The organism is Nonomuraea sp. K271 (genome assembly GCF_009908215.1).
Taxonomy (GTDB): Bacteria; Actinomycetota; Actinomycetes; order Streptosporangiales; family Streptosporangiaceae; genus Nonomuraea; species Nonomuraea longispora.
This window is the reverse complement of the sequence record NZ_JAAAHR010000105.1, coordinates 1-17,783: the sequence shown is the minus strand read 5'-3', so window position 1 is coordinate 17,783 and position 17,783 is coordinate 1. Positions and strand designations below refer to the sequence as shown.

The 17,783-nt window shown below is 71.8% G+C and carries 21 protein-coding genes; 8 read left to right on the top strand and 13 right to left on the bottom strand.

The window, feature by feature from the left end:
• The first annotated feature begins 208 nt into the window (after positions 1–208).
• Complete coding sequence (locus tag GUY59_RS29910; RefSeq protein ID WP_132338949.1) at positions 209–973, top strand: HpcH/HpaI aldolase family protein; 765 nt, start codon at positions 209–211, stop codon at positions 971–973.
• Between the two features lie 50 nt (positions 974–1,023).
• Here GUY59_RS29910 and GUY59_RS29905 read toward each other — a convergent pair whose 3' ends face one another.
• A complete protein-coding gene (locus GUY59_RS29905) occupies positions 1,024–1,404 on the bottom strand; it encodes a VOC family protein (RefSeq protein ID WP_132338947.1) in 381 nt (126 codons plus the stop codon).
• Positions 1,405–1,533: 129 nt separating this feature from the next.
• Between GUY59_RS29905 and GUY59_RS29900 the strand changes: the two genes are divergently transcribed.
• Complete coding sequence (locus GUY59_RS29900) at positions 1,534–2,316, top strand: mechanosensitive ion channel family protein (RefSeq protein ID WP_212746314.1); 783 nt, start codon at positions 1,534–1,536, stop codon at positions 2,314–2,316.
• A gap of 149 nt (positions 2,317–2,465) precedes the next feature.
• Here the strand turns inward: GUY59_RS29900 and GUY59_RS29895 are convergent, their stop codons facing one another.
• The 8 genes from GUY59_RS29895 to GUY59_RS29860 are packed head-to-tail and all read right to left on the bottom strand — an operon-like array spanning position 2,466 to position 8,895.
• Positions 2,466–2,777, bottom strand: coding sequence for a DUF6401 family natural product biosynthesis protein (locus tag GUY59_RS29895; protein ID WP_246064438.1), 312 nt, complete (start codon positions 2,775–2,777; stop codon positions 2,466–2,468).
• A gap of 27 nt (positions 2,778–2,804) precedes the next feature.
• Positions 2,805–3,908: a bifunctional 3-oxoadipate enol-lactonase/4-carboxymuconolactone decarboxylase PcaDC gene (gene pcaDC / locus GUY59_RS29890; protein WP_138206651.1), complete on the bottom strand. Its 1,104-nt coding sequence runs from the start codon at positions 3,906–3,908 to the stop codon at positions 2,805–2,807.
• On the bottom strand, positions 3,905–5,203 hold the full coding sequence (locus tag GUY59_RS29885; RefSeq protein WP_138206649.1) for a lyase family protein: 1,299 nt from the start codon (positions 5,201–5,203) through the stop codon (positions 3,905–3,907). Before GUY59_RS29885 ends, pcaDC begins: the two co-directional genes overlap by 4 nt.
• On the bottom strand, positions 5,193–5,681 hold the full coding sequence (locus GUY59_RS29880) for a dioxygenase family protein (RefSeq protein WP_138206647.1): 489 nt from the start codon (positions 5,679–5,681) through the stop codon (positions 5,193–5,195). The genes GUY59_RS29885 and GUY59_RS29880 overlap by 11 nt, the downstream gene beginning before the upstream one ends.
• Positions 5,678–6,346 (bottom strand): protocatechuate 3,4-dioxygenase subunit beta, encoded by a 669-nt coding sequence (gene pcaH / locus GUY59_RS29875; RefSeq protein ID WP_138206645.1) that lies wholly within the window; start codon positions 6,344–6,346, stop codon positions 5,678–5,680. Before pcaH ends, GUY59_RS29880 begins: the two co-directional genes overlap by 4 nt.
• A gap of 28 nt (positions 6,347–6,374) precedes the next feature.
• On the bottom strand, positions 6,375–6,998 hold the full coding sequence (locus GUY59_RS29870) for a CoA transferase subunit B (RefSeq protein WP_138206643.1): 624 nt from the start codon (positions 6,996–6,998) through the stop codon (positions 6,375–6,377).
• Positions 6,998–7,741, bottom strand: coding sequence for a CoA transferase subunit A (locus tag GUY59_RS29865; protein WP_138206641.1), 744 nt, complete (start codon positions 7,739–7,741; stop codon positions 6,998–7,000). The genes GUY59_RS29870 and GUY59_RS29865 overlap by 1 nt, the downstream gene beginning before the upstream one ends.
• A complete protein-coding gene (locus GUY59_RS29860; RefSeq protein ID WP_138206639.1) occupies positions 7,738–8,895 on the bottom strand; it encodes a 4-hydroxybenzoate 3-monooxygenase in 1,158 nt (385 codons plus the stop codon). Before GUY59_RS29860 ends, GUY59_RS29865 begins: the two co-directional genes overlap by 4 nt.
• A gap of 112 nt (positions 8,896–9,007) precedes the next feature.
• On the opposite strand from GUY59_RS29860, the gene GUY59_RS29855 reads away from it, so the two are divergent.
• Complete coding sequence (locus GUY59_RS29855; RefSeq protein ID WP_252375168.1) at positions 9,008–9,730, top strand: IclR family transcriptional regulator; 723 nt, start codon at positions 9,008–9,010, stop codon at positions 9,728–9,730.
• A gap of 6 nt (positions 9,731–9,736) precedes the next feature.
• On the opposite strand, the gene GUY59_RS29850 is transcribed toward GUY59_RS29855, so the two are convergent.
• Positions 9,737–11,503 carry a thiamine pyrophosphate-dependent enzyme gene (locus GUY59_RS29850; protein WP_138206635.1) on the bottom strand — a complete coding sequence of 589 codons (1,767 nt, stop codon included), beginning with the start codon at positions 11,501–11,503 and terminating at the stop codon, positions 9,737–9,739.
• Between the two features lie 87 nt (positions 11,504–11,590).
• Here GUY59_RS29850 and GUY59_RS29845 point away from each other — a divergent pair, with 87 nt between their 5' ends.
• On the top strand, positions 11,591–12,484 hold the full coding sequence (locus GUY59_RS29845; RefSeq protein ID WP_138206633.1) for an SDR family oxidoreductase: 894 nt from the start codon (positions 11,591–11,593) through the stop codon (positions 12,482–12,484).
• Between the two features lie 59 nt (positions 12,485–12,543).
• Positions 12,544–13,974, top strand: a complete 1,431-nt coding sequence (locus tag GUY59_RS29840) for an NAD(P)/FAD-dependent oxidoreductase (protein WP_138206631.1) — start codon at positions 12,544–12,546, stop codon at positions 13,972–13,974.
• Between the two features lie 6 nt (positions 13,975–13,980).
• Here GUY59_RS29840 and ligD read toward each other — a convergent pair whose 3' ends face one another.
• Both ligD and GUY59_RS51485 read right to left on the bottom strand, forming a co-directional pair.
• Entirely contained in the window at positions 13,981–15,174 is a 1,194-nt protein-coding gene (gene ligD, locus GUY59_RS29835; RefSeq protein ID WP_138206629.1) for a non-homologous end-joining DNA ligase, read from the bottom strand.
• Positions 15,081–15,509, bottom strand: coding sequence for a HipA N-terminal domain-containing protein (locus GUY59_RS51485; RefSeq protein WP_354534043.1), 429 nt, complete (start codon positions 15,507–15,509; stop codon positions 15,081–15,083). The genes ligD and GUY59_RS51485 overlap by 94 nt, the downstream gene beginning before the upstream one ends.
• A gap of 271 nt (positions 15,510–15,780) precedes the next feature.
• On the opposite strand from GUY59_RS51485, the gene GUY59_RS29825 reads away from it, so the two are divergent.
• Positions 15,781–16,191, top strand: coding sequence for a RidA family protein (locus GUY59_RS29825; protein ID WP_138206625.1), 411 nt, complete (start codon positions 15,781–15,783; stop codon positions 16,189–16,191).
• A 71-nt stretch (positions 16,192–16,262) separates the two neighbouring features.
• Positions 16,263–16,841 carry a TOPRIM nucleotidyl transferase/hydrolase domain-containing protein gene (locus GUY59_RS29820; protein ID WP_138206623.1) on the top strand — a complete coding sequence of 193 codons (579 nt, stop codon included), beginning with the start codon at positions 16,263–16,265 and terminating at the stop codon, positions 16,839–16,841.
• An 87-nt stretch (positions 16,842–16,928) separates the two neighbouring features.
• On the opposite strand, the gene GUY59_RS29815 is transcribed toward GUY59_RS29820, so the two are convergent.
• Positions 16,929–17,144, bottom strand: a complete 216-nt coding sequence (locus tag GUY59_RS29815) for a hypothetical protein (protein ID WP_138206621.1) — start codon at positions 17,142–17,144, stop codon at positions 16,929–16,931.
• Between the two features lie 384 nt (positions 17,145–17,528).
• Between GUY59_RS29815 and GUY59_RS29810 the strand changes: the two genes are divergently transcribed.
• On the top strand, positions 17,529–17,783 hold a 255-nt coding region (locus GUY59_RS29810; protein WP_201761507.1), incomplete at its 3' end, for a hypothetical protein.

Here is a 17,783-nt window from a genome sequence, read left to right as displayed (position 1 = left end):
GCTCTCCCCCGCCGGGCTGCGCGCCGCACAGGTGGCCGCCGACCTGTCCGCGCTTTGCTGCCGGGCCGCTGCCCGCTGACGTGGCCGCCGCCTGCGATGCCGTGGGCGAGGCGCTGCGAGGCCCCATGCCCGCGTACAACCGATGACCGCGAGGCCATCACGCCCATCCGCCACGCCCATCCGCACCAGCGCAGAGGAGCCAGAGCGCATGACCGCCGCCGAGTTCGCCAGGAAGATCCGCAACCGGGAACGGGCCGTCGGCTACTGGGTGGTGCTGGACGCGCCCGTCGCCACCGAACGCCTGGCCCGACTGGGGTACGACTACGTGACGCTGGACCGCCAGCACGGGCTGATCGGCGACGCCGGGCTGCTGAGCAACCTCATGGCCATCGACGCGGGAGGCCGCTCCACCGGCCTGGTACGCGTGGAGTCGGGCGACCCGGCGGCCATCGGCAGGGCGCTCGACTTCGGGGCGGGCGGCGTGATCGTGCCGCTGGTCGACACGGCCGAGGACGCGGCACGCGCCGTGTCGGCCGCCCGCTACCCGGCCGCGGGCCGCCGATCGTACGGCCCCATGCGCTCCATGCTGAGGATCGGCCCGGCGCCCGCCGAGGCGGACGACAGCGTGCTGGTCCTCGCCATGATCGAGACGCCGCGGGGCCTGGCCGGCATCGAGGCCATCTGCGCCACTCCGGGCCTGGACGGCGTGTACGTCGGCCCGTCCGACCTGTGCCTGGCCGTGGGCGGCCGGTTCCCCGGCGATCCGGAGGTCGCGGGGGTTTTCGAAGAGGCGCTGGAGACGATCAGGACGACCGCTGAGCGGGCCGGGATCGCGGCAGGCATCCACAACCCGGGTGGCGAGCAGGCCGCCCGCCGCCTGGCGGAGGGTTTCACGTTCGCCACCGTCGCCTCCGACCTCGTCCACCTGGAACAGGCCGCCGCCGCTCACCTGAAGGCCGCACGGTCGGAGTGATCGTGCCGGTCACCGCCTCAACGGGTCATGAGGTCGGCCCTGGCCCGCGGTCACGGCCAGGTCTTCGCCTCGGCGTCGAACAACTCCCTGTCGCTCTCCACGGGCAGCACGCACATCAGGTGCCCGCCGGGCGCGCGCAGCGTACGGCACTCCTGCCACTGTGACACCTCGGTGGCGCCGAGCGCGACCAGGCGCCGGACCTCGGCCTCGACGTCGTCGGACTCGATGTCGATGTGGAAGCGGGGCTGCTCGTCGGCCGACTGGACGGCCACGGCGATGTTCGGTACGGCTCCGTGCAGCGAGATGAACTGTTCGTACCCTTCGAGCGGGCGTGCCGTGGCGCCGAGCGCCGCCGCCCAGAAGGCCGCCGCCTGGCCGGCTTCAGCGGTGGGTGTGTCGATGAGGAGGGCGTACACGCGGCTTCGATGCATGGTGATCACCCTATCGACCCGAACGGTGATATGTCGCCTTATGCGAGCTTTCGGTGGCGCTGTGTGCATATACCGATGCGGTACGGGTAGCGCCGTTGCATCAGCTCCTCGGAGGAGGAAACCGTGGACATCAACATAGGCCAAGGGATTGCGGACGTATTCCGGCAAATAGCATCGTTCGTCCCGAAGCTGGTCGCGTTCATCGTGATTCTCATCATCGGATGGATCGTGGCCAAACTGCTGGCGAAGATCGTCAACAAGGTGCTCGAACGTGTCGGCTTCGAGCGGGTCGTTGACCGCAGTGGCGTGCACCGCTGGTTGCAGCGGAGCGACTACACCGCCAGCGGCCTGCTCGCGAAGATCGTTTATTACGCGATCCTGCTGATCACCCTGCAGATAGCGTTCAACGTCTTCGGGCCCAACCCGATCTCGGCGCTGCTGGCCTCCGTGGTGGGCTGGCTGCCCAAGGCCATCGTGGCCATCGTGATCATCGTGGTGGCCGGCGCCATCGCCAAGGCCGTCAGGGACATCCTCGCCGGCGCGCTGGGCGGGCTGTCCTACGGCCGCTTCCTGGCGACCCTGGCCGCGGTGTTCATCTGGGCGCTGGGCATCATCGCCGCGCTGAACCAGATCGGCGTCGCCACCACCGTCACCACGCCGGTGCTGATCACGGTGCTCGCCACCATCGGCGCGATCGCGGCGATCGGGATCGGCGGCGGGCTCATCCGGCCGATGCAGCAACGCTGGGAGCGCTGGCTGGGCCGCATCGAGGCCGAGGCGCCCCAGGCGAGGGCGCACGCGGAGGCGTACCAGCGCGGCCGTGAGGACGCCCGGTCGATGACCGAGGAGACCGCGCAGGTGCGGACGATGCCGGGTGGGCGCACCACCCGCTCGGACATGCCTCCGGAGTAGGCGACCGTGACGGCCTCCGCCCACTGGGCCGCCCGCACGTCCCGCCCGCCCTCACTCGACCGGCCCGGCCTTCGGGGGCCCGGGCCGTGCCGGTGAGGGCGCCGGTGAGGGCGCCGGTGAGGGCGCCGGTGAGGGCCGGGTGAGCGCGGTCAGGCCGGGTGGCCGTCCTCGAGCAGGTCGAGCTCGCGCGCCAGCCAGCAGACGGCCGTCAGCCGCAGCGCCGGCGCATCCGGCTCGCCGCTGAAGATCCACCCACGGTGCCGCAGCTCGTCCAGGAACCCGAGCAGGTAGTCGCCCAGCGTCTCCCGGTCGAGCGGGATCGCGTCGCGCAGCACCGCCGCGTGCTGGTCGACCGCGGCCACCATGCCGGGGTCGGCGTGCATCCTGGCGAGCTGGGCGTCGCCCAGCGCGTTCATCAACCACCGCAAGGGCGAAGCCGCCCATCCCTCCTCGAAAACCACCCGCCAACCTTAAAGCATTTTCCAAGGTCAGGGACCCTCTGGCCCGATTTCGTCCAGTGTGCGGCGGGCCACCGCGAAGGCGGCGTTGGCGGCCGGGACCCCGCAGTAGACGGCGGTCTGGAGCAGCACCTCCTTGATCTCGTCGGGGGTGAGCCCGTTGCGCAACGCCGCCCGTACGTGCATGGCCAGCTCGTCCAGGTGCCCTCTGGCGACGAGGGCGGTGAGGGTGACGCAGCTGCGGGTGCGCCGGTCCAGCCCGGGTCGGTTCCAGATCTCGTCCCAGGCGTAGCGGGTGATGAAGTCCTGGAAGTCGCGGGTGAAGCCGGTCGTCGCGGCGATGGCACGGTCGACGTGCGCGTCGCCGAGCACCTCACGCCTGGTGCGCATCCCGGCGTGACCGCCGGCGTCCCGCAGGTGGCGGGTGATGGCGGCGGCGACGGCCTCGGGGCGCTCGACGGCGGCCAGGTGAGACGCCCCCGGCACGACCGTGAGCGACGCTCCCGGGATGCCGCCGGCCAGCGTGAGCGCGTGGTCGAGCGGCGTGGCGGGGTCCTCGGCCCCCGCGATCACCAGGGTGGGCGCGCCGACCTCGCCGAGCCCGCCCGTCACGTCGAAGGCGGCCAGGGCCTCGCAGCAGGCGGCGTACGACGGGGCGTGCACCTCCGCAAGCCCTTCCAGCAGCCACCGCCCGTCGAAGCCGGGCGTGAACCAGCGTTTCTCCAGCGCCGGGGCGAGCACGGCCACCCCTTGGGCGCGTACCAGCTCGGCCCGCTCCCGCCATGGTCCCGGCTCGCCGAAGCGGGCCGACGTGCAGCACAGCACGAGCCCGCGTACCCGGCCGGGCTCGCGCAGGGCGACGGCGGTGGCGACGGCGCCGCCGAGCGAGATGCCGCCGATCGCGAAGCGCTCGTCACCCGCGAGTTCGAGTACGGCCGCAGCAAGGTCGCCGACCGTGAACGCGGTGGCGGGCGGGGAGCCGCCGTGGCCCGGCAGGTCGTACCTGAGCACCCGCCAGGACGTGGTGAGCTCGGCGAGCTGGGGGCGCCAGACCTCGGTCGTGGTGCCGAGCGAGGGCCCGAGCACCAGCAGCGGCGCGCCGGACGGGCCGTCCACGCGGTGGTGGAGTTTCACGGCTGCTCCCGGTAGGTGGCGAGAATGCGGTCGACGAGCCGCCCGGCCGCGCCGACGTAGGCGGACGGGTCGAGCAGGTCGTCCGGGTCCTGGTCGAGGCCTGCCTCGGCCAGCGCGTCGCCGAGCCGGAGCGGCCCGGGCCGGGGCATGATCTCGGCGAGCCTGTCGTGCCCGAGGTGGGCGGCGAGGCGTTCGGCGACGAGGCGGCCTCCGGTCAGCCCGGCGTTGGCGCGCATCCGTTCGGGGAAGATTTGGAGCCCGCCCACGAGCTCGGCGGCGGTCTCGGCCGCGCCGCCGGTCAGGCGGAGCGCCTCGCGCAGCGGCAGCCACTCGGCCTGCCAGGCCCCCGCTGCCCGCTCGTGCTCGCCGACCTGGCCGAGCACCTGCGTGTAGGCGGGCACCTGGAGCGCGGCCGACCGGACCAGTACGGACAGCGCGGGGTTACGCTTCTGCGGCATGGCCGAGGAACCTCCGGACGACGACTCGGCCACCTCCCCCACCTCGGTCTGGGCCAGCAGGATGATGTCGGTGGCCGGTTTGCCGAGCGCGCGGGCGGTGCCGGCGAGCGCGGCGCCCAGGTCGGTGACGGCGGAGCGCTCGGCGTGCCACGGCGCCTCGGGCGCGGCCAGCCCGATCTCCTCGGCGAACACCTCCACCAGGGCCAAGGCGGCGGGCGGGTCCTGCTCGGCGAAGGCGGCCAGGGTGCCGGCCGCGCCGCCGAGCTGGGCGGGCAGGCGCAGCTCGCGCAGCCGGGCGCGGGCGCGCATGAGCCCCGCCAGCCACTGCGCCGCCTTCAGCCCGAACGTCGTCGGCACCGCGTGCTGCCCCAGCGTGCGCGCGGCCATCACCGTGTCCCGGTGACGCCCGGCCAGCTCGCCCAGGTCGTCCATGACGGCGCCCAGGTCGCCGACGACGGCGCGGACCGCCCGCGCGGCCACCAGCATGGCGGCGCTGTCCACGATGTCCTGGCTGGTGGCTCCCCGGTGCACGTGGCGGGCCGCGCCGGGCACGGCCTGCCGCAGGTCGGCCACCAGCGGCACGACGGGCGTGGCCGACTGCCTGGACCGCGTGGCGATGCCGGCAGGGTCGGGCACGAGCGTGGCGGCGGCCCTGTCGATGGCGGCCGCCGCCTCCGGTGGGATGAGCCCCAGGCGGCCCTGGGCGCGGGCGAGCGCCGCCTCGGCCTCCAGCATGGCCCGCAGCCACGCCGCGTCCGAGGTGATCGCCTCCGCCTTGGTGCCCGCCCGGACCGGGGCGAGCAGGCCGCCGTCGGCCTCCGTCGGGTCAGAAGTCAATGAACACCGTCTCCTCCGCTCCCTGCAGTCTCACATCGAAGCGGTAGGAGTCGCCAGAACCGGCGGCGATGAGCGTGGCCCTGCGCCCGGGGTCGAGGCCGTCGAGCAGCGGGTCGGGCACGTCCTCCAGGTAGACGCGGGTGAGCAGGGAGCGCAGCAGCCCGCGGGCGAAGATCTGCAGCGACAGGTACGGCCTCGGCGGCCGGGTGGCGCGGAAGCGGTACGTGCCGTCCGGCGAGGTGGCGCAGCGGCCGAACCCGGACACCTGCCCGCCCTGCCTGCTGAGCGCGCCGCGTTCGCCGGTGAAGCCGAGCCAGAGTTCGAGCAGGGCGTCGGGCACCGGCTCCCCGCCGCCGTCGAACACCCGCCCGGTGAGCGTGATCGCGCCGGGATGCCCGTCGGGTACGAGTTCCCAGTCCCGCTCGTACGGCAGCGCGTGGCTGAAGAACGGTCCGACCGTCTGGGAGGGGGTGGTCATGGCGTCTCCATCGGGGTGCGTCCGAGCACGATGTCGAAGGCGTAGCCGAGGGCCCACTCGGGTTCGGTGAGGCCGAGCTCGAACGACGAGACGAGCCGCTGCCTGGCCGCCTCGTCCGGGATCGACTGCATGATCGGGTCGAAGGGCATCAGGGGGTCGCCGGGGAAGTACATCTGGGTGATCAGCCGCTGGGTGAAGGCCTGCCCGAAGACGGAGAAGTGCAGGTGGGCGGGGCGCCAGGCGTTGTCGTGGTTGCGCCACGGGTAGGCGCCGGGCTTGATCGTGACGAACCGGTAGCGGCCGTCCTGGTCGGTGAGGCACCGTCCGGCTCCGGTGAAGTTGGGGTCGAGGGGGGCGGGGTGCCGGTCGAGGTCGTGGGCGTAGCGCCCGGCGGCGTTGGCCTGCCAGAGCTCGACCAGCGTGCCGCGCAGCGGGCGTCCGTCGTCGTCGAGCACGCGCCCCTCGACGATGATGCGCTCGCCGATGGGCTCGCCCGCGTGCTGCCTGGTCAGGTCGGCGTCGAGCGCGCCGACTTCCTCGTGGCCGAGGACGGGGCTGGTCAGCTCGATCGCGTCGGGGTCGAGCTTGAAGGAGACGGGCGGGCGTGAGGGGGCGCGCGCGATGGTGCTGCGGTAGCCGGGGCTCAGGTACGGAGGATGGCTCATGCGGGTCCTCTCTGCGGGGCCTTGGGGGTCATGACAGGTCGGCCGCCGTCCTGGCGCGCACCTCCTCGGCGGTGACACCGGGCGCGGTCTCCACGAGCTTCAGCCCGCCTTGGACGACGTCGATGACGGCCAGGTCGGTGATCACGCGGTCGACGCAGGCCCGGCCGGTCAGGGGCAGCGTGCAGGCGGGCAGGAACTTGGGGTCGCCGTCGCGGGTGGTGTGCTCCATGATCACGACGACCCTGCGGGCGCCGTGCACCAGGTCCATGGCCCCGCCCATGCCTTTGATCATTTTGCCGGGGACCGCCCAGTTGGCCAGGTCGCCGGCCTGCGACACCTGCATGGCGCCGAGCACCGCCACGTCCACGTGACCGCCGCGGATCATGCCGAACGACAGCGCCGAGTCGAAGTACGACGCCCCGGGCGCGACGGTCACCGTCTCCTTGCCCGCGTTGATCAGGTCGGCGTCCTCCTCGCCGGGCAGCGGGTACGGCCCCACCCCGAGGATGCCGTTCTCCGAGTGGATCACAACGCTACGGCCGCCGAGGTGGGCGGGGATGAGCGTGGGCAGGCCGATGCCGAGGTTGACGTACGAGCCGTCGGGCAGCTCGCCGGCCGCGCGGGCCGCCATCTGCTCTCTGGTCCAGGCCATCAGGAACGCACCGTCCGCCGCTCGATGGGTTTGTCGGCCGCCTGCGCGGGATCCAGCGCCAGCACCTTCTGCACGAAGATCCCGGGCAGGTGCACCTCCTCGGGGTCGAGCTCGCACAGCTCCTCGACCTCGGCGATGGTGACCCGTCCCGCCATGGCGGCCAGGGGGTTGAAGTTGCGTGCGGCCTTGGCGAACACCAGGTTGCCGTGCAGGTCGCCGCGTGCGGCCCGGATGAGCGCGAAGTCCGTACGGATACTGTGTTCCAGGATGTACGGGACGCCGTCGAACTTCCTGACCTCCTTCGGCGGCGACGCCACCGCCACCGAGCCGTCGGAGCGGTAGCGCCACGGGAGCCCGCCCTCCTCGACCAGCGTCCCCACGCCCGCCTTCGTGTAGAAGGCCGGGATGCCGCACCCGCCGGCGCGCAGCCGCTCGGCCAGCGTGCCCTGCGGGATCAGCTCCACCTCCAGCTCGCCGGCCAGGTACTGGCGGGCGAACTCCGTGTTCTGCCCGACGTACGAGGCGGTGACGCGGGCGATCCGGCCCGCCGCGAGCAGTTCGCCCAGGCCGCGCCCGTCGGTGCCGCAGTTGTTGGACACGACGTGCAGCCCGGTCGTGCGCTGCCCGAGCAGCGCCTTGATGAGCACGGCGGGCACCCCGGCCAGGCCGAAGCCGCCGACCGCGAGGGACGCCCCGACCCCGATTCCCGCGACCGCCTCGGCGGCCGTACCCACGATCTTCATGGCATCCCCACGTAGTTCTCCGCCAGGGTCGTCGCCGCGGCCTCGGACGAGGTCACGTAGTCCAGGTGGGACAGCTGCAGCCGGCGCGCGTACGCGTCGTCGTCGTCGAACGTGTGCAGCAGGGTCGTCATCCACCACGAGAAGTGCTGCGCCCGCCACACCCGTCGCAGGCACGCCCGCGAGTAGCCGTCGAGCGGCCCGGACGAGCCGTGCTCGAAGTAGGCAGCCAGCGCGTCGGTGAGGACGCGGACGTCGGCCACGGCCAGGTTGAGCCCTTTGGCGCCGGTGGGCGGCACGATGTGGGCGGCGTCGCCGGCCAGGTAGAGGCGGCCGTGCTGCATGGGCTCGGCCACGAACGCCCGCATCGGCGTGACGCCCGTCTCCATGATCTCGCCGGTGGCCAGCGTGAAGCCGGGCACGCTCTCCAGCCGGGCCTTCAGCTCGGCCCAGATCCGCTCGTCCGGCCACTCCTCCACCCGCGCCCCCGCCGGAACCTGCAGGTAGAAGCGGCTGATCTCGGGTGTGCGCATGCTGTGCAGGGCGAAGCCGCGCTCGCTCCTGGTGTAGATGAGCTCCTCGGACGACGGCGCCACCCGGGCCAGGATGCCGAGCCAGGCGAAGGGATATTCCCGCTCGTGAACGCTCAGAACGCCCTCGGGGATGGACGGCCTCGACACGCCGTGGAAGCCGTCGCAGCCGGCGATCACGTCGCAGTCGAGCCGCGCGCCGCCGAACGTCAGGCACGGCCGGTCCGTCTCCAGGTCGTGCAGGGCGACGTCCTCGATCTCGAACCGCACGTCGCCGCCCGCCGCGAGCCGGGCCGCGATCAGGTCCTTGACCACCTCCTGCTGGCCGTACACGGTGATGCGCCGGCCGGGGACCAGCTTCTCGAAGGGGATGCGGTGGCTCGTGCCCGCGTACCTGAGCTCGATCCCGTGGTGCGGCAGCCCCTCGCGCAGCAGGCGCTCGCCGACGCCGGCCTCGACCAGCGTGTCGACCGTGCCCTGCTCCAGCACTCCGGCCCTGACCCGCCGCTCGACGTGGGCGCGGCTGCGTTTCTCCAGCACCACGGAGGAGATGCCGCGCAGGTGGAGCAAGTGGGACAGGAGCAGACCGGCGGGCCCGGCCCCGATGATCCCGACCTGAGTTCGCATATACGGAGCATCCTGCCTACAGGGGCGATCAGCCGAACCTGCCCTTCCACTGGATGGAAGAAATATGCAGGATTGACCCATGGCAGGCGGATCTCGCGCTCGGGGGCGTTCGGTGACGTCCAAGGTGCTTGCGCTCCTGGGCGCGTTCGATCCCGCCCATCCCCAGCTCACGCTGACCGAGCTGGCCAGGCGGAGCGGGGTGCCGCTGAGCACCGCTCACCGTTTGGTCACTGAGCTGGAGGAGTGGCAGGCGCTCAGCCGCGCGCCGGACGGCCGGCTGCGGGTCGGGCTGCGGCTGTGGGAGCTCGGCCAGCTCGCGCCCGCCCGGTTGCAGGACCTGGCGCATCCCTGGCTGCAGGAGCTGTTCACGAGCACCGGCGAGAACGTGCACCTGGCCGTCCGCGACGGGCTCGAGGTGCTCTACGTCGACAAGGTGCACGGCAGGCGGGCGGTGCCCATCCTGTCCAGGACCGGTTCCCGGCTGCCCATGCACCCGACGGGCGTCGGCAAGGCGCTGCTGGCGTACGAGCCGGAGTGGTTCGTCCAGGCGTACCTCGCGCGCAAGCTCGAACGGCCGACCCCGCACACGGTCACCGAGGCCGGGCGGCTGGCCAGGGAGCTGGCGACGGTGCGCGCCCAGGGGTACGCGCTGACGAACGAGGAGATGACGCTCGGCTCGTGCTCGGCGGCCGCGCCCATCCTGGTGGACGGGCGGCCGGTCGCGGCCCTCGGCATCGTGATCTCCACCCGGCGGGTGCGCGAGCTGCCCCGCCTGGTCGAGCCGCTGCTGAGCGCCGCCGCCGGAATCACCAGGGCCTGCGCGGCCAGCGTCTAGACGCCTTCAGTCCGTCAGCTTCTGGATGCGGTCCTTGAACAGGGTCGTGGCGATGGCGGCCTTGTGCGGCTGGCCCTTCAGGAACGCCTGCGCGAAGCTCTTGGCCTGGTCGTAGGAGACCTTGCCGGGCATCGGCGGCTCGTTCGGGTTGACGTCCACGTCCACCAGGGCCGGCCCGTCGTAGGCGAGCGCCTGCTGGATCGCCGGCGCCACGTCGCCCGCCTTGGTGACCTTGGCGCCGAAGCCCCCGCACGCCCTGGCCCAGGCCGAGAAGTCGGCCTCCGGCTGGTCGTAGCGCACGCCGTGCTCCGGGTAGCCGAGCACCATCTGCTCCCACAGGATCTGGCCGAGCGAGTTGTTGTTGTTGATGACGACCTTGATCGGCAGCCGCTGCTGGACCGCCGTCAGGAACTCGGCCATGAGCATCGAGAAGCCGCCGTCGCCGACGTACGCGATGACCTGCCGCTCCGGGAAGGCGTGCTGCATGGCGATGGCGTACGGGAGCCCGTTCGCCATCGAGGCCAGCGTGCCCGACAGGTAGAACTCGCGCTCCCCGCGGATCGTCCAGTGCCGGGCCGCCCAGGTGGCGATGGTGCCGCTGTCGCAGGTCAGGATGGCGTCGTCGGAGGCGAGCCGGTCGACGACGGACATGGCGTACTGCGGGGCGATGGGGTCGCGGTCGGGGTTCTCCAGGGTGTCCATGTCGGACCGCCACTTCGCCATCTTCTTCTGGTATTTCGCAAGATGGGCGTTGCCGTCGCGGCGGGCCAGCAGCGGCAGCAGCGCCGCCAGCCCCTCCTTCGCGTCGCACACCACCGGCACGTCGGTCGCGATCCGCGCCCCCGCCCTGGTCGGCTCCGCCTCGAACTGCACGACCCTGGTTTTGCCCGGCTCGGGCAGGAACTTCGAGTAGGGGAAGTTCGTGCCCACCATGAACAGCACGTCGGCGTCGTCCATCAGCTCCTCGCTCGGCCGGGTGCCGAGCAGCCCGATCCCGCCGGTCGTGTACGGCGAGTCGTCGGGGACGACCGCCTTGCCCGGCAACGTCTTGACCACGGGAGCGCCCAGCGCCTCGGCCACGGCCAGCACCTCCTGGCGGGCGTGCAGCGCGCCCTGGCCGACGAGGATGGCGGGGCGTTCGGCCCGGTTGAGCACCTCGGCGGCCCACTCGACGTCCTCCTGGCGCGGGATGCCGGCCGGCTGCAGGTAGACGGGCGAGGTCTGCGGCGGCCTGGCGGGCGCGATTTGCTGGAACGGGTCCGACCCCGCCTCCGCCACCTGAATGTCGTTGGGCAGCGTGAGGTGGGAGACCCCGCGCCGGGCGTAGGACGTCCTGATCGCCAGGTCCACCAGCGAGGGCAACTGCACCGGATTGGTGATCAGCATGTTGTACTCGGCCACGTCGGCGAACAACTTGTCCAGGTGGACCTCCTGCTGGTAGGCGGTGCCCAGCACGGAGGTCTCCTGCATGCCCGTGATGGCCAGCACGGGCACGTGGTCGAGCTTGGCGTCGTAGAGGCCGTTGAGCAGGTGGATGCCGCCGGGCCCCGACGTGGCCAGGCACACGCCGAGGCGCCCGGTGGCCTTGGCGTAGCCGGTGGCCATGAAGGCCGCGGCCTCCTCGTGGTGGACGAGGACGAAGCGCACCCGGTCACGGTGGCGCCGAAGCCCTTCCATGATGCCGTTGATGCCGTCCCCTGGCAGGCCGAAGACGGTGTCCACGCCCCACTCCGCGAGCCGTTCGATCAGGGATTCCGATGCGATGCGAGCCATGCGACCGGCACTACCCCGCAGTGCCGTACGCAGACGCTTTTACGAAGTTCCTTGTCATTTCCAGGCATTCGCGGGTAGTGGAGCGGCATGCGCATACTGGTCACGGGAGCCACGGGAACGCTGGGCGGCGCGCTGCTGCCCGCGCTATTGAGGGCGGGGCACCAGGTACGCGCGCTGAGCAGGAAGGAGCGGGGAAGCTCCGGGCGGGTCGAATGGGTCTGGGGCGACCTCGTCTCCGGCAAGGGCGTCCCGGACGCCGTGCACGGTGTGGACGCGATCGCGCACCTTGCCACCAGCGGCCCCAAGGGCCGCGGCGCCGTGGACGTGCCCGGCACCCACCGGCTGCTGCTCGCCGCCCGCGAGGCGCGGGTGCCGCACCTGCTCTACACCTCCATCGTCGGGGTGGACCGCGCCGCCATCGGTCACCTCCGTCACAAGCTGGAGGCCGAGCGCCTGATCGGTGAGAGCGGGATCGGCTGGACGGTCCTGCGGGCCACGCGGTACCAGCAGTCCCTCGACCAGCGGCTGCGGGCGTACGCGTCGTTTCCCGTGATGCTCGTGGATCGCTCGCTGCCCTGGCAGCCGGTGCACACGGGCGAGGTGGCCGCGCTGGCGGCGTCGCTGCTGGCGAGCGGACCCGAGGGCAGGGAGTACGAGTTCGGCGGGCCGGAGGTGATGAACACCGAGGAACTGGTGAGGACCTGGCTGGAGGCCAGGAACGTGCGCCGCCCGTGCCTGCCCGTGCACTACCCGGGCAGGCTGTACGCGGCCCAGCGGGACGGCGAGCTCACCACGGACGCCGACTCCAGGGGCATCATCTCCTGGCGCGACTACCTCCACCCCGCGCCGCCAGCGTTGTCGGACGACTTCGCCAGCGAGCACACCGCCTCGCCCACCAGCCCGGCGAACCAGCCGGAGAACGACCCTGACCTGCACGTTTACGGCGGCGACGAGGGTTACGAACGGCCGACACGAAGCTAGCTGAATGCCCCGTTCTGTTACACATCGTCCACTTGCTCCGCATATGCCAGTAATAGACAATGTGTTCGGTGACGACTGGCATCCCGCTGACCGAAGACTTCGCCAACGGCGGCGTCTCCTTCTGGTACCGGCAGATCGGCCTGCCCGCCCGGCGGCCCCCGCTGCCCGGACCGCGCGACTACGACGTCGCGATCGTCGGCGGCGGGTACACCGGCCTGTGGACCGCCTACTACCTCAAGCAGGCCGACCCAGGGCTGCGGATCGCGATCCTCGAGAAGGAGTTCGCCGGGTTCGGCGCGTCCGGGCGCAACGGCGGATGGTTGTCGGCCGAGTTCGCCGGCTCCAGGAAACGGCACGCGAGGACGCGCGGCCGGCAGGGCATGATCGACCTGCAGCACGCCATGTTCCGCTCCGTCGACGAGGTCATCGCCGTCGCCCGCGACGAGGGCATCGACGCCGACATCCACAAGGGCGGCCTGCTCCACGTCGCCACCAACCCCGCCCAGCGGCGCCGGCTCCGCGCCGAGCTCGCCGAACTGCGCGGATGGGGGTACGGCGCAGCGGACATGCGCCTGCTCGGACGTGACGAGCAGTCCGAGCGCGTGCAGGCCGCCGGCACGCTGGAGGCCGCGTACTCGCCGCACTGCGCCCGCATCCAGCCCGCCAAGCTGGCCGTCGGCCTGGCCGCCGTGGTCGCCCGGCTCGGCGTGGACGTCTACGAGAACACCACCGTGACCGAGCTGCGGCCCCGCAGCGGCGCCGCCAAGGCCACGGCGGTCACCACGCGCGGCGCCGTCACCGCCGACTACGTCATCCGGGCCACTGAGGGCTTCACCGCCGGGCTGGCCGGCCAGCGCCGGCAGTGGCTGCCGATGAACAGCTCCATGATCGTCACCGAACCGCTGCCCGCCGAGGTGTGGAAACACCTCGGCTGGGCCGGCAACGAACTCGTCGGAGACGAGGCCCACGCCTACATCTACGCCCAGCGCACCGCCGACGACCGCATCGCCATCGGCGGCCGGGGCGTGCCCTACAGGTTCGGGTCGCGTACCGACATCCGCGGCGCCACCCAGCCGCAGACCGTCGCGCTGTTGTGGCGCATGCTGATCAAGCTCTTTCCCGCGGCGGCCGACGCGCGGGTCCAGCACGCCTGGTGCGGGGTGCTCGGCGTGCCCCGCGACTGGTGCTCGACGGTGCACCTCGACCACGCCAGCGGGCTCGGCTGGGCGGGCGGCTACGTCGGCAGCGGCGTCACCACGACCAACCTGGCCGGCCGCACCCTGCGCGACCTGGTGCTGCGGCGCGACACCGAACTGACGCGGCTGCCGTGGGTCGGGCGGCAGGTTCGGCAGTGGGAGCCCGAGCCGCTGCGGTGGGCCGGCGTGCAGCTCATCTACGCCCTCTTCCGCGCCGCCGACCGCCACGAGAACGAGCGCGGCACCACCACCTCCGTCTACGCCCGCCTCGCCAACCTCATCTCCGGCCGCTGACCCCTCTCATCCCTGGCCGGGGTGCCAGGGGTCGTAGTCGACCTCGAGAGGCTCCTGCGCGGGCCGCTCGTCCTCCGGCACATGCTCCAGGTTGACCCGGATGCGATACCACACACTGCTGCGCCCCCGCATGCCGTCGACCAGGACGTCGGCGGGCTCCAGCAGGGCCGCGACCTCCGGATGACGCGACTTCCACCGCTCCAGGCCCGCCATCGCCTCGTCCCTGTGCTCGGCCCTGGCGATCTCGATCACCGGCTTCGTCTGCTTCCTGCGGCCCCTGCCCTTGGGCGGCCTGGGCGGGGGCCCGAGCTCCTCGGCCAGTTCCAGCAGCCCGTCGAGCGAGCCGGCGTGCAGGTCCATGTCCTCCCACGGGTCGCCGCGCTCGGCGAGGCGCCGCGGCACCGTGGCGACGGTGAACTCCCCGGGCCGGCAGCCCGGCACCTCGTCCCACGTCAGCGGCGTGGACACGCGGGCGTCGGGCACCGCGCGCACGGAGTAGGCGGAGGCCACCGTGCGATCGTAGGCGTTCTGGTTGAAATCGACGAACACCCCGTGCCGCTCCTCCTTCCACCACCGGCTGGTGGCCAGGCCGGGCGCCCGCCGCTCGACCTCGCGGGCGACCGTCTCGGCCGCCTTGCGCACCTCGGCGAACGGCCATCGCCGCTCGATCCGCGCGTACACATGGAAACCCCGCGACCCGGACGTCTTGGGCCAGCCCACCAGCCCGTGATCGGCCAGCACCTCACGCGCCGCCTGCGCGGTGGCCAGCACGTCGGCCCACTCCACCCCCGGCACGGGATCGAGGTCGATGCGCAGCTCGTCGGGCCTGGACAGGTCATCGGAGCGCACCGGATGCGGGTTGAGGTCGACGCAGCCGAGATTGACCACCCACAACACCTGCGCCAGGTCGGTGCACACGACCTCTTCCGCGCTCAGCCCGGAACGGTATTTCAGCTCCGCCACCTCGATCCAGGCCGGCCGCTTCGCCGGGGCGCGCTTCTGGAAGAACGCCTCCTCCTCGATGCCGCGTACGAACCGCTTGAGCACCATCGGCCGCCCGTGCACACCACGCAGCGCCCCCTCACCCACCGCCTCGTAGTAGCGGATCAGGTCGAGCTTGGTGAGACCGGGCTTCGGGAAGACCACCTTGTCCGGGCTGGTGACGCGCACCTCGCGCCCGGCGACCTCGATGACAGGCATACGGTCACGATACGTTCCGCGCCCGACATACCCCGGCGCTCACCCCCTCGCGGCGGCGCGCGGCCTGCGCTCCGGCGAGGCTCGACCGGGTTGGCGGCGGACACTCCGAACTCCCGCGTCCACCGGGACAGAACGGCGGGATTCTCCGGCAGCAGCCCCCAGAGGAACGCCGCCACCTCCGGCCCTTCATGCGACTCCACGTCTGGGGTCAGTGACAGCGAAAGCGGCGTGGCCGTGGGCAACCAGCTCCGCACCGCCGTGTCATAAGAGAACCGGATCCGTCCCATGGCGTCTTGCCCAAGCTCGCCGACACGGACCCCGTTCAGCAGGACCATCAGCGTACGGTCGCGCATCAGGGTTCCTCCGTACGGCGGAGGCCGGCGCACGACGCCGCCGACGGACGAGCGGGCCGAGCTCGGCCGGTGTTCCCGCGTACATGGCACCTCGGGTTGTCATCGTTCGGCGACATCGGCGTACATGTCACCGCTCGGTGACGCTATGTCATTTCCCCTGTTCGCAACCCTCTTCACACACCCCTCCGACCTCCGGTCGAACACACGCTAACGTGGGCGGACACACAGCAATCGGGGTGGAAAGGACGATGTCATGGTTCGGCGCTGGAGCCCGCCCGAAGTCGGGGCGCCGCTGGCGAAATACCACCATCTGGCTGCGGCACCCGCGGACTCGGAGCTGCTCTTCATCGCCGGCCAGGTCGGCACGGACGCGACCGGAGCCCTCGTGGGGAGTGACGCGGCCACCCAGGCCCGCCAGGTCTTCGCCAACATCGAGGCGCTGCTCGCCTCGGCCGGGTCGGGGCCGCGGCACCTTCTCCGCCTGTTCACCATGGTGGCGGGCACGGAGCATCTGGCGGGCTTCCGCTCGACCGTCGAGGAGGTGTTCACCGGCTGGTTCCCCGACGGCGACTGGCCCGCCAACTCGCTGATCGTGGCCGCCGCGCTGGCCGCCCCGGACATCGTGGTCGAGGTCGAGGCGGTGGCGGTAGTGCCCAAGCGCTGACGCCTTTACAATGTAGATTCTCGTTGTGAAAAGGGGTCGAACCTCTCCCCGTCCGGTGCCAGGCTTGACACGTGAGCGACACGCATACCGTGGTCCTGGTCGAAGGGGCCAGCGACAAGTCGGCCGTCGAAGCGCTGGCCGAGCGCCGCGGCGTGGATCTGGCGGCCGAAGGCGTCGCCCTGGTGGCGATGGGCGGCGCCACCAACATCAGGACGTACGTCGGCAGGTTCGGCCCTCGCGGGAGCAACCACCGGCTGGCCGGCCTGTGCGACGCCGGAGAGGAAGGCGACTACCGGCGAGGCCTCCAACACGCCGGCCTCATCACTAGCTCCAGCAGCAGCGACCTGCAGGCGCTCGGGTTCTTCGTGTGCGTCGCCGACCTGGAGGACGAGCTGATCCGCGCCCTCGGCACCGCCGCGGTCGAGGACGTCATCGACGCCGAGGGCGAGCTCGGCTCGTTCCGCACCCTGCAGAAACAGCCCGCGTGGCGCGGGGGCAGCACCCATGACCAGCTGCGCCGGTTCATGGGATCGGGCAGTGGCCGCAAGATCCGCTATTCGGCCCTGCTGGTGGCGGCGCTCGACCTCGACCGTGTCCCCCGTCCGCTCGACCTGCTGCTGACCCATCTGACGGCCAGCCGGAGACGGTGATCCCCGCCAGGCAGGAAAGGTTCCAGGACGACGCCCGCAGCCCGCCCAGCAGTTCCCCGGCGGCGTACAGACCCTCGTCGAAGGGTTCTATCCCGCCGCGTCCCACTCCGGGTTCGCCGCCTGGATCGTCTCGTTGCGGCTGCGTAACTCCGGCCGCTTGGCGCCGATCCAGTTGCCCAGCTCGCGCAGCGCGTTCAGCCGCGAGGTGTCCAGATCGAGGTCCCGCAACATACGCCGGATCCTCGGTTCGCGCCTGCCCAGCGTGGTCTCCGCCTGGCCGAGGTCGCGCTCCAAGTCGTGCATCAGCCTCGGATCGATCCCCGAATACCCCCAGTCGGGCGGCTGCCGTCGGGCGTTCGGGCGACGGACGGGGACTCGGCGACGGGATCGTCATCACGGGTCTCCGGCACGGTCGAGGACAACCGGATCATCCCCCAGCCAAAGGCCCCCTGTGAGTAGCGCATAACGGAACAGCATGGTCATTCGCGGCTTCACGTCGCACAGACGCCAGGATGTACGCAGAGCACGCCGCCAAGGTTCGGCGCCATGCCTTCAGGGACCGGTCGTGCCAGCGGCGCCCATGCCGATCAAGCGCCCGTGATACGGCTGCCGGAGAACAGCGCGAGATGAATGACAGTATGTGACCATGCGGCGACCCGGAGCGAGATACTTCAACACCACCGGCCCGTGCAGCCCGCAGCACCACTACATGCTGCCCCCACGCAGCGGCTCCCCCAGGCACGGGTGCTCATCGACATGGACCGCTACTTCGTGCTGCACGCGCCCCGGCAGACCGGCAAGACCACCACACTGAACACCCTGGCCTCCGAACTGACCGCCGAGGGCGACACCGCCGCCCTGACGTTCTCCTGCGAGCGCGCCAAGGCGGCCGGCGACGACTACGCCGCCGCCGAGTCGCTGCTGCTGGATTCCCTCAACGAG

Coding starts and splice junctions, on each gene's coding strand:
- GUY59_RS29910 (WP_132338949.1), top strand. CDS start 209: ATGACCGCCGCCGAGTTCGCCAGGAAGATCCGCAACCGGGAACGGGCC.
- GUY59_RS29905 (WP_132338947.1), bottom strand. CDS start 1,404: ATGCATCGAAGCCGCGTGTACGCCCTCCTCATCGACACACCCACCGCT.
- GUY59_RS29880 (WP_138206647.1), bottom strand. CDS start 5,681: ATGACCACCCCCTCCCAGACGGTCGGACCGTTCTTCAGCCACGCGCTG.
- pcaH (WP_138206645.1), bottom strand. CDS start 6,346: ATGAGCCATCCTCCGTACCTGAGCCCCGGCTACCGCAGCACCATCGCG.
- GUY59_RS29870 (WP_138206643.1), bottom strand. CDS start 6,998: ATGGCCTGGACCAGAGAGCAGATGGCGGCCCGCGCGGCCGGCGAGCTG.
- GUY59_RS29865 (WP_138206641.1), bottom strand. CDS start 7,741: ATGAAGATCGTGGGTACGGCCGCCGAGGCGGTCGCGGGAATCGGGGTC.
- GUY59_RS29860 (WP_138206639.1), bottom strand. CDS start 8,895: ATGCGAACTCAGGTCGGGATCATCGGGGCCGGGCCCGCCGGTCTGCTC.
- GUY59_RS29850 (WP_138206635.1), bottom strand. CDS start 11,503: ATGGCTCGCATCGCATCGGAATCCCTGATCGAACGGCTCGCGGAGTGG.
- GUY59_RS29845 (WP_138206633.1), top strand. CDS start 11,591: ATGCGCATACTGGTCACGGGAGCCACGGGAACGCTGGGCGGCGCGCTG.
- GUY59_RS29840 (WP_138206631.1), top strand. CDS start 12,544: ATGTGTTCGGTGACGACTGGCATCCCGCTGACCGAAGACTTCGCCAAC.
- ligD (WP_138206629.1), bottom strand. CDS start 15,174: ATGCCTGTCATCGAGGTCGCCGGGCGCGAGGTGCGCGTCACCAGCCCG.
- GUY59_RS51485 (WP_354534043.1), bottom strand. CDS start 15,509: ATGGTCCTGCTGAACGGGGTCCGTGTCGGCGAGCTTGGGCAAGACGCC.
- GUY59_RS29825 (WP_138206625.1), top strand. CDS start 15,781: ATGGTTCGGCGCTGGAGCCCGCCCGAAGTCGGGGCGCCGCTGGCGAAA.
- GUY59_RS29815 (WP_138206621.1), bottom strand. CDS start 17,144: ATGCACGACTTGGAGCGCGACCTCGGCCAGGCGGAGACCACGCTGGGC.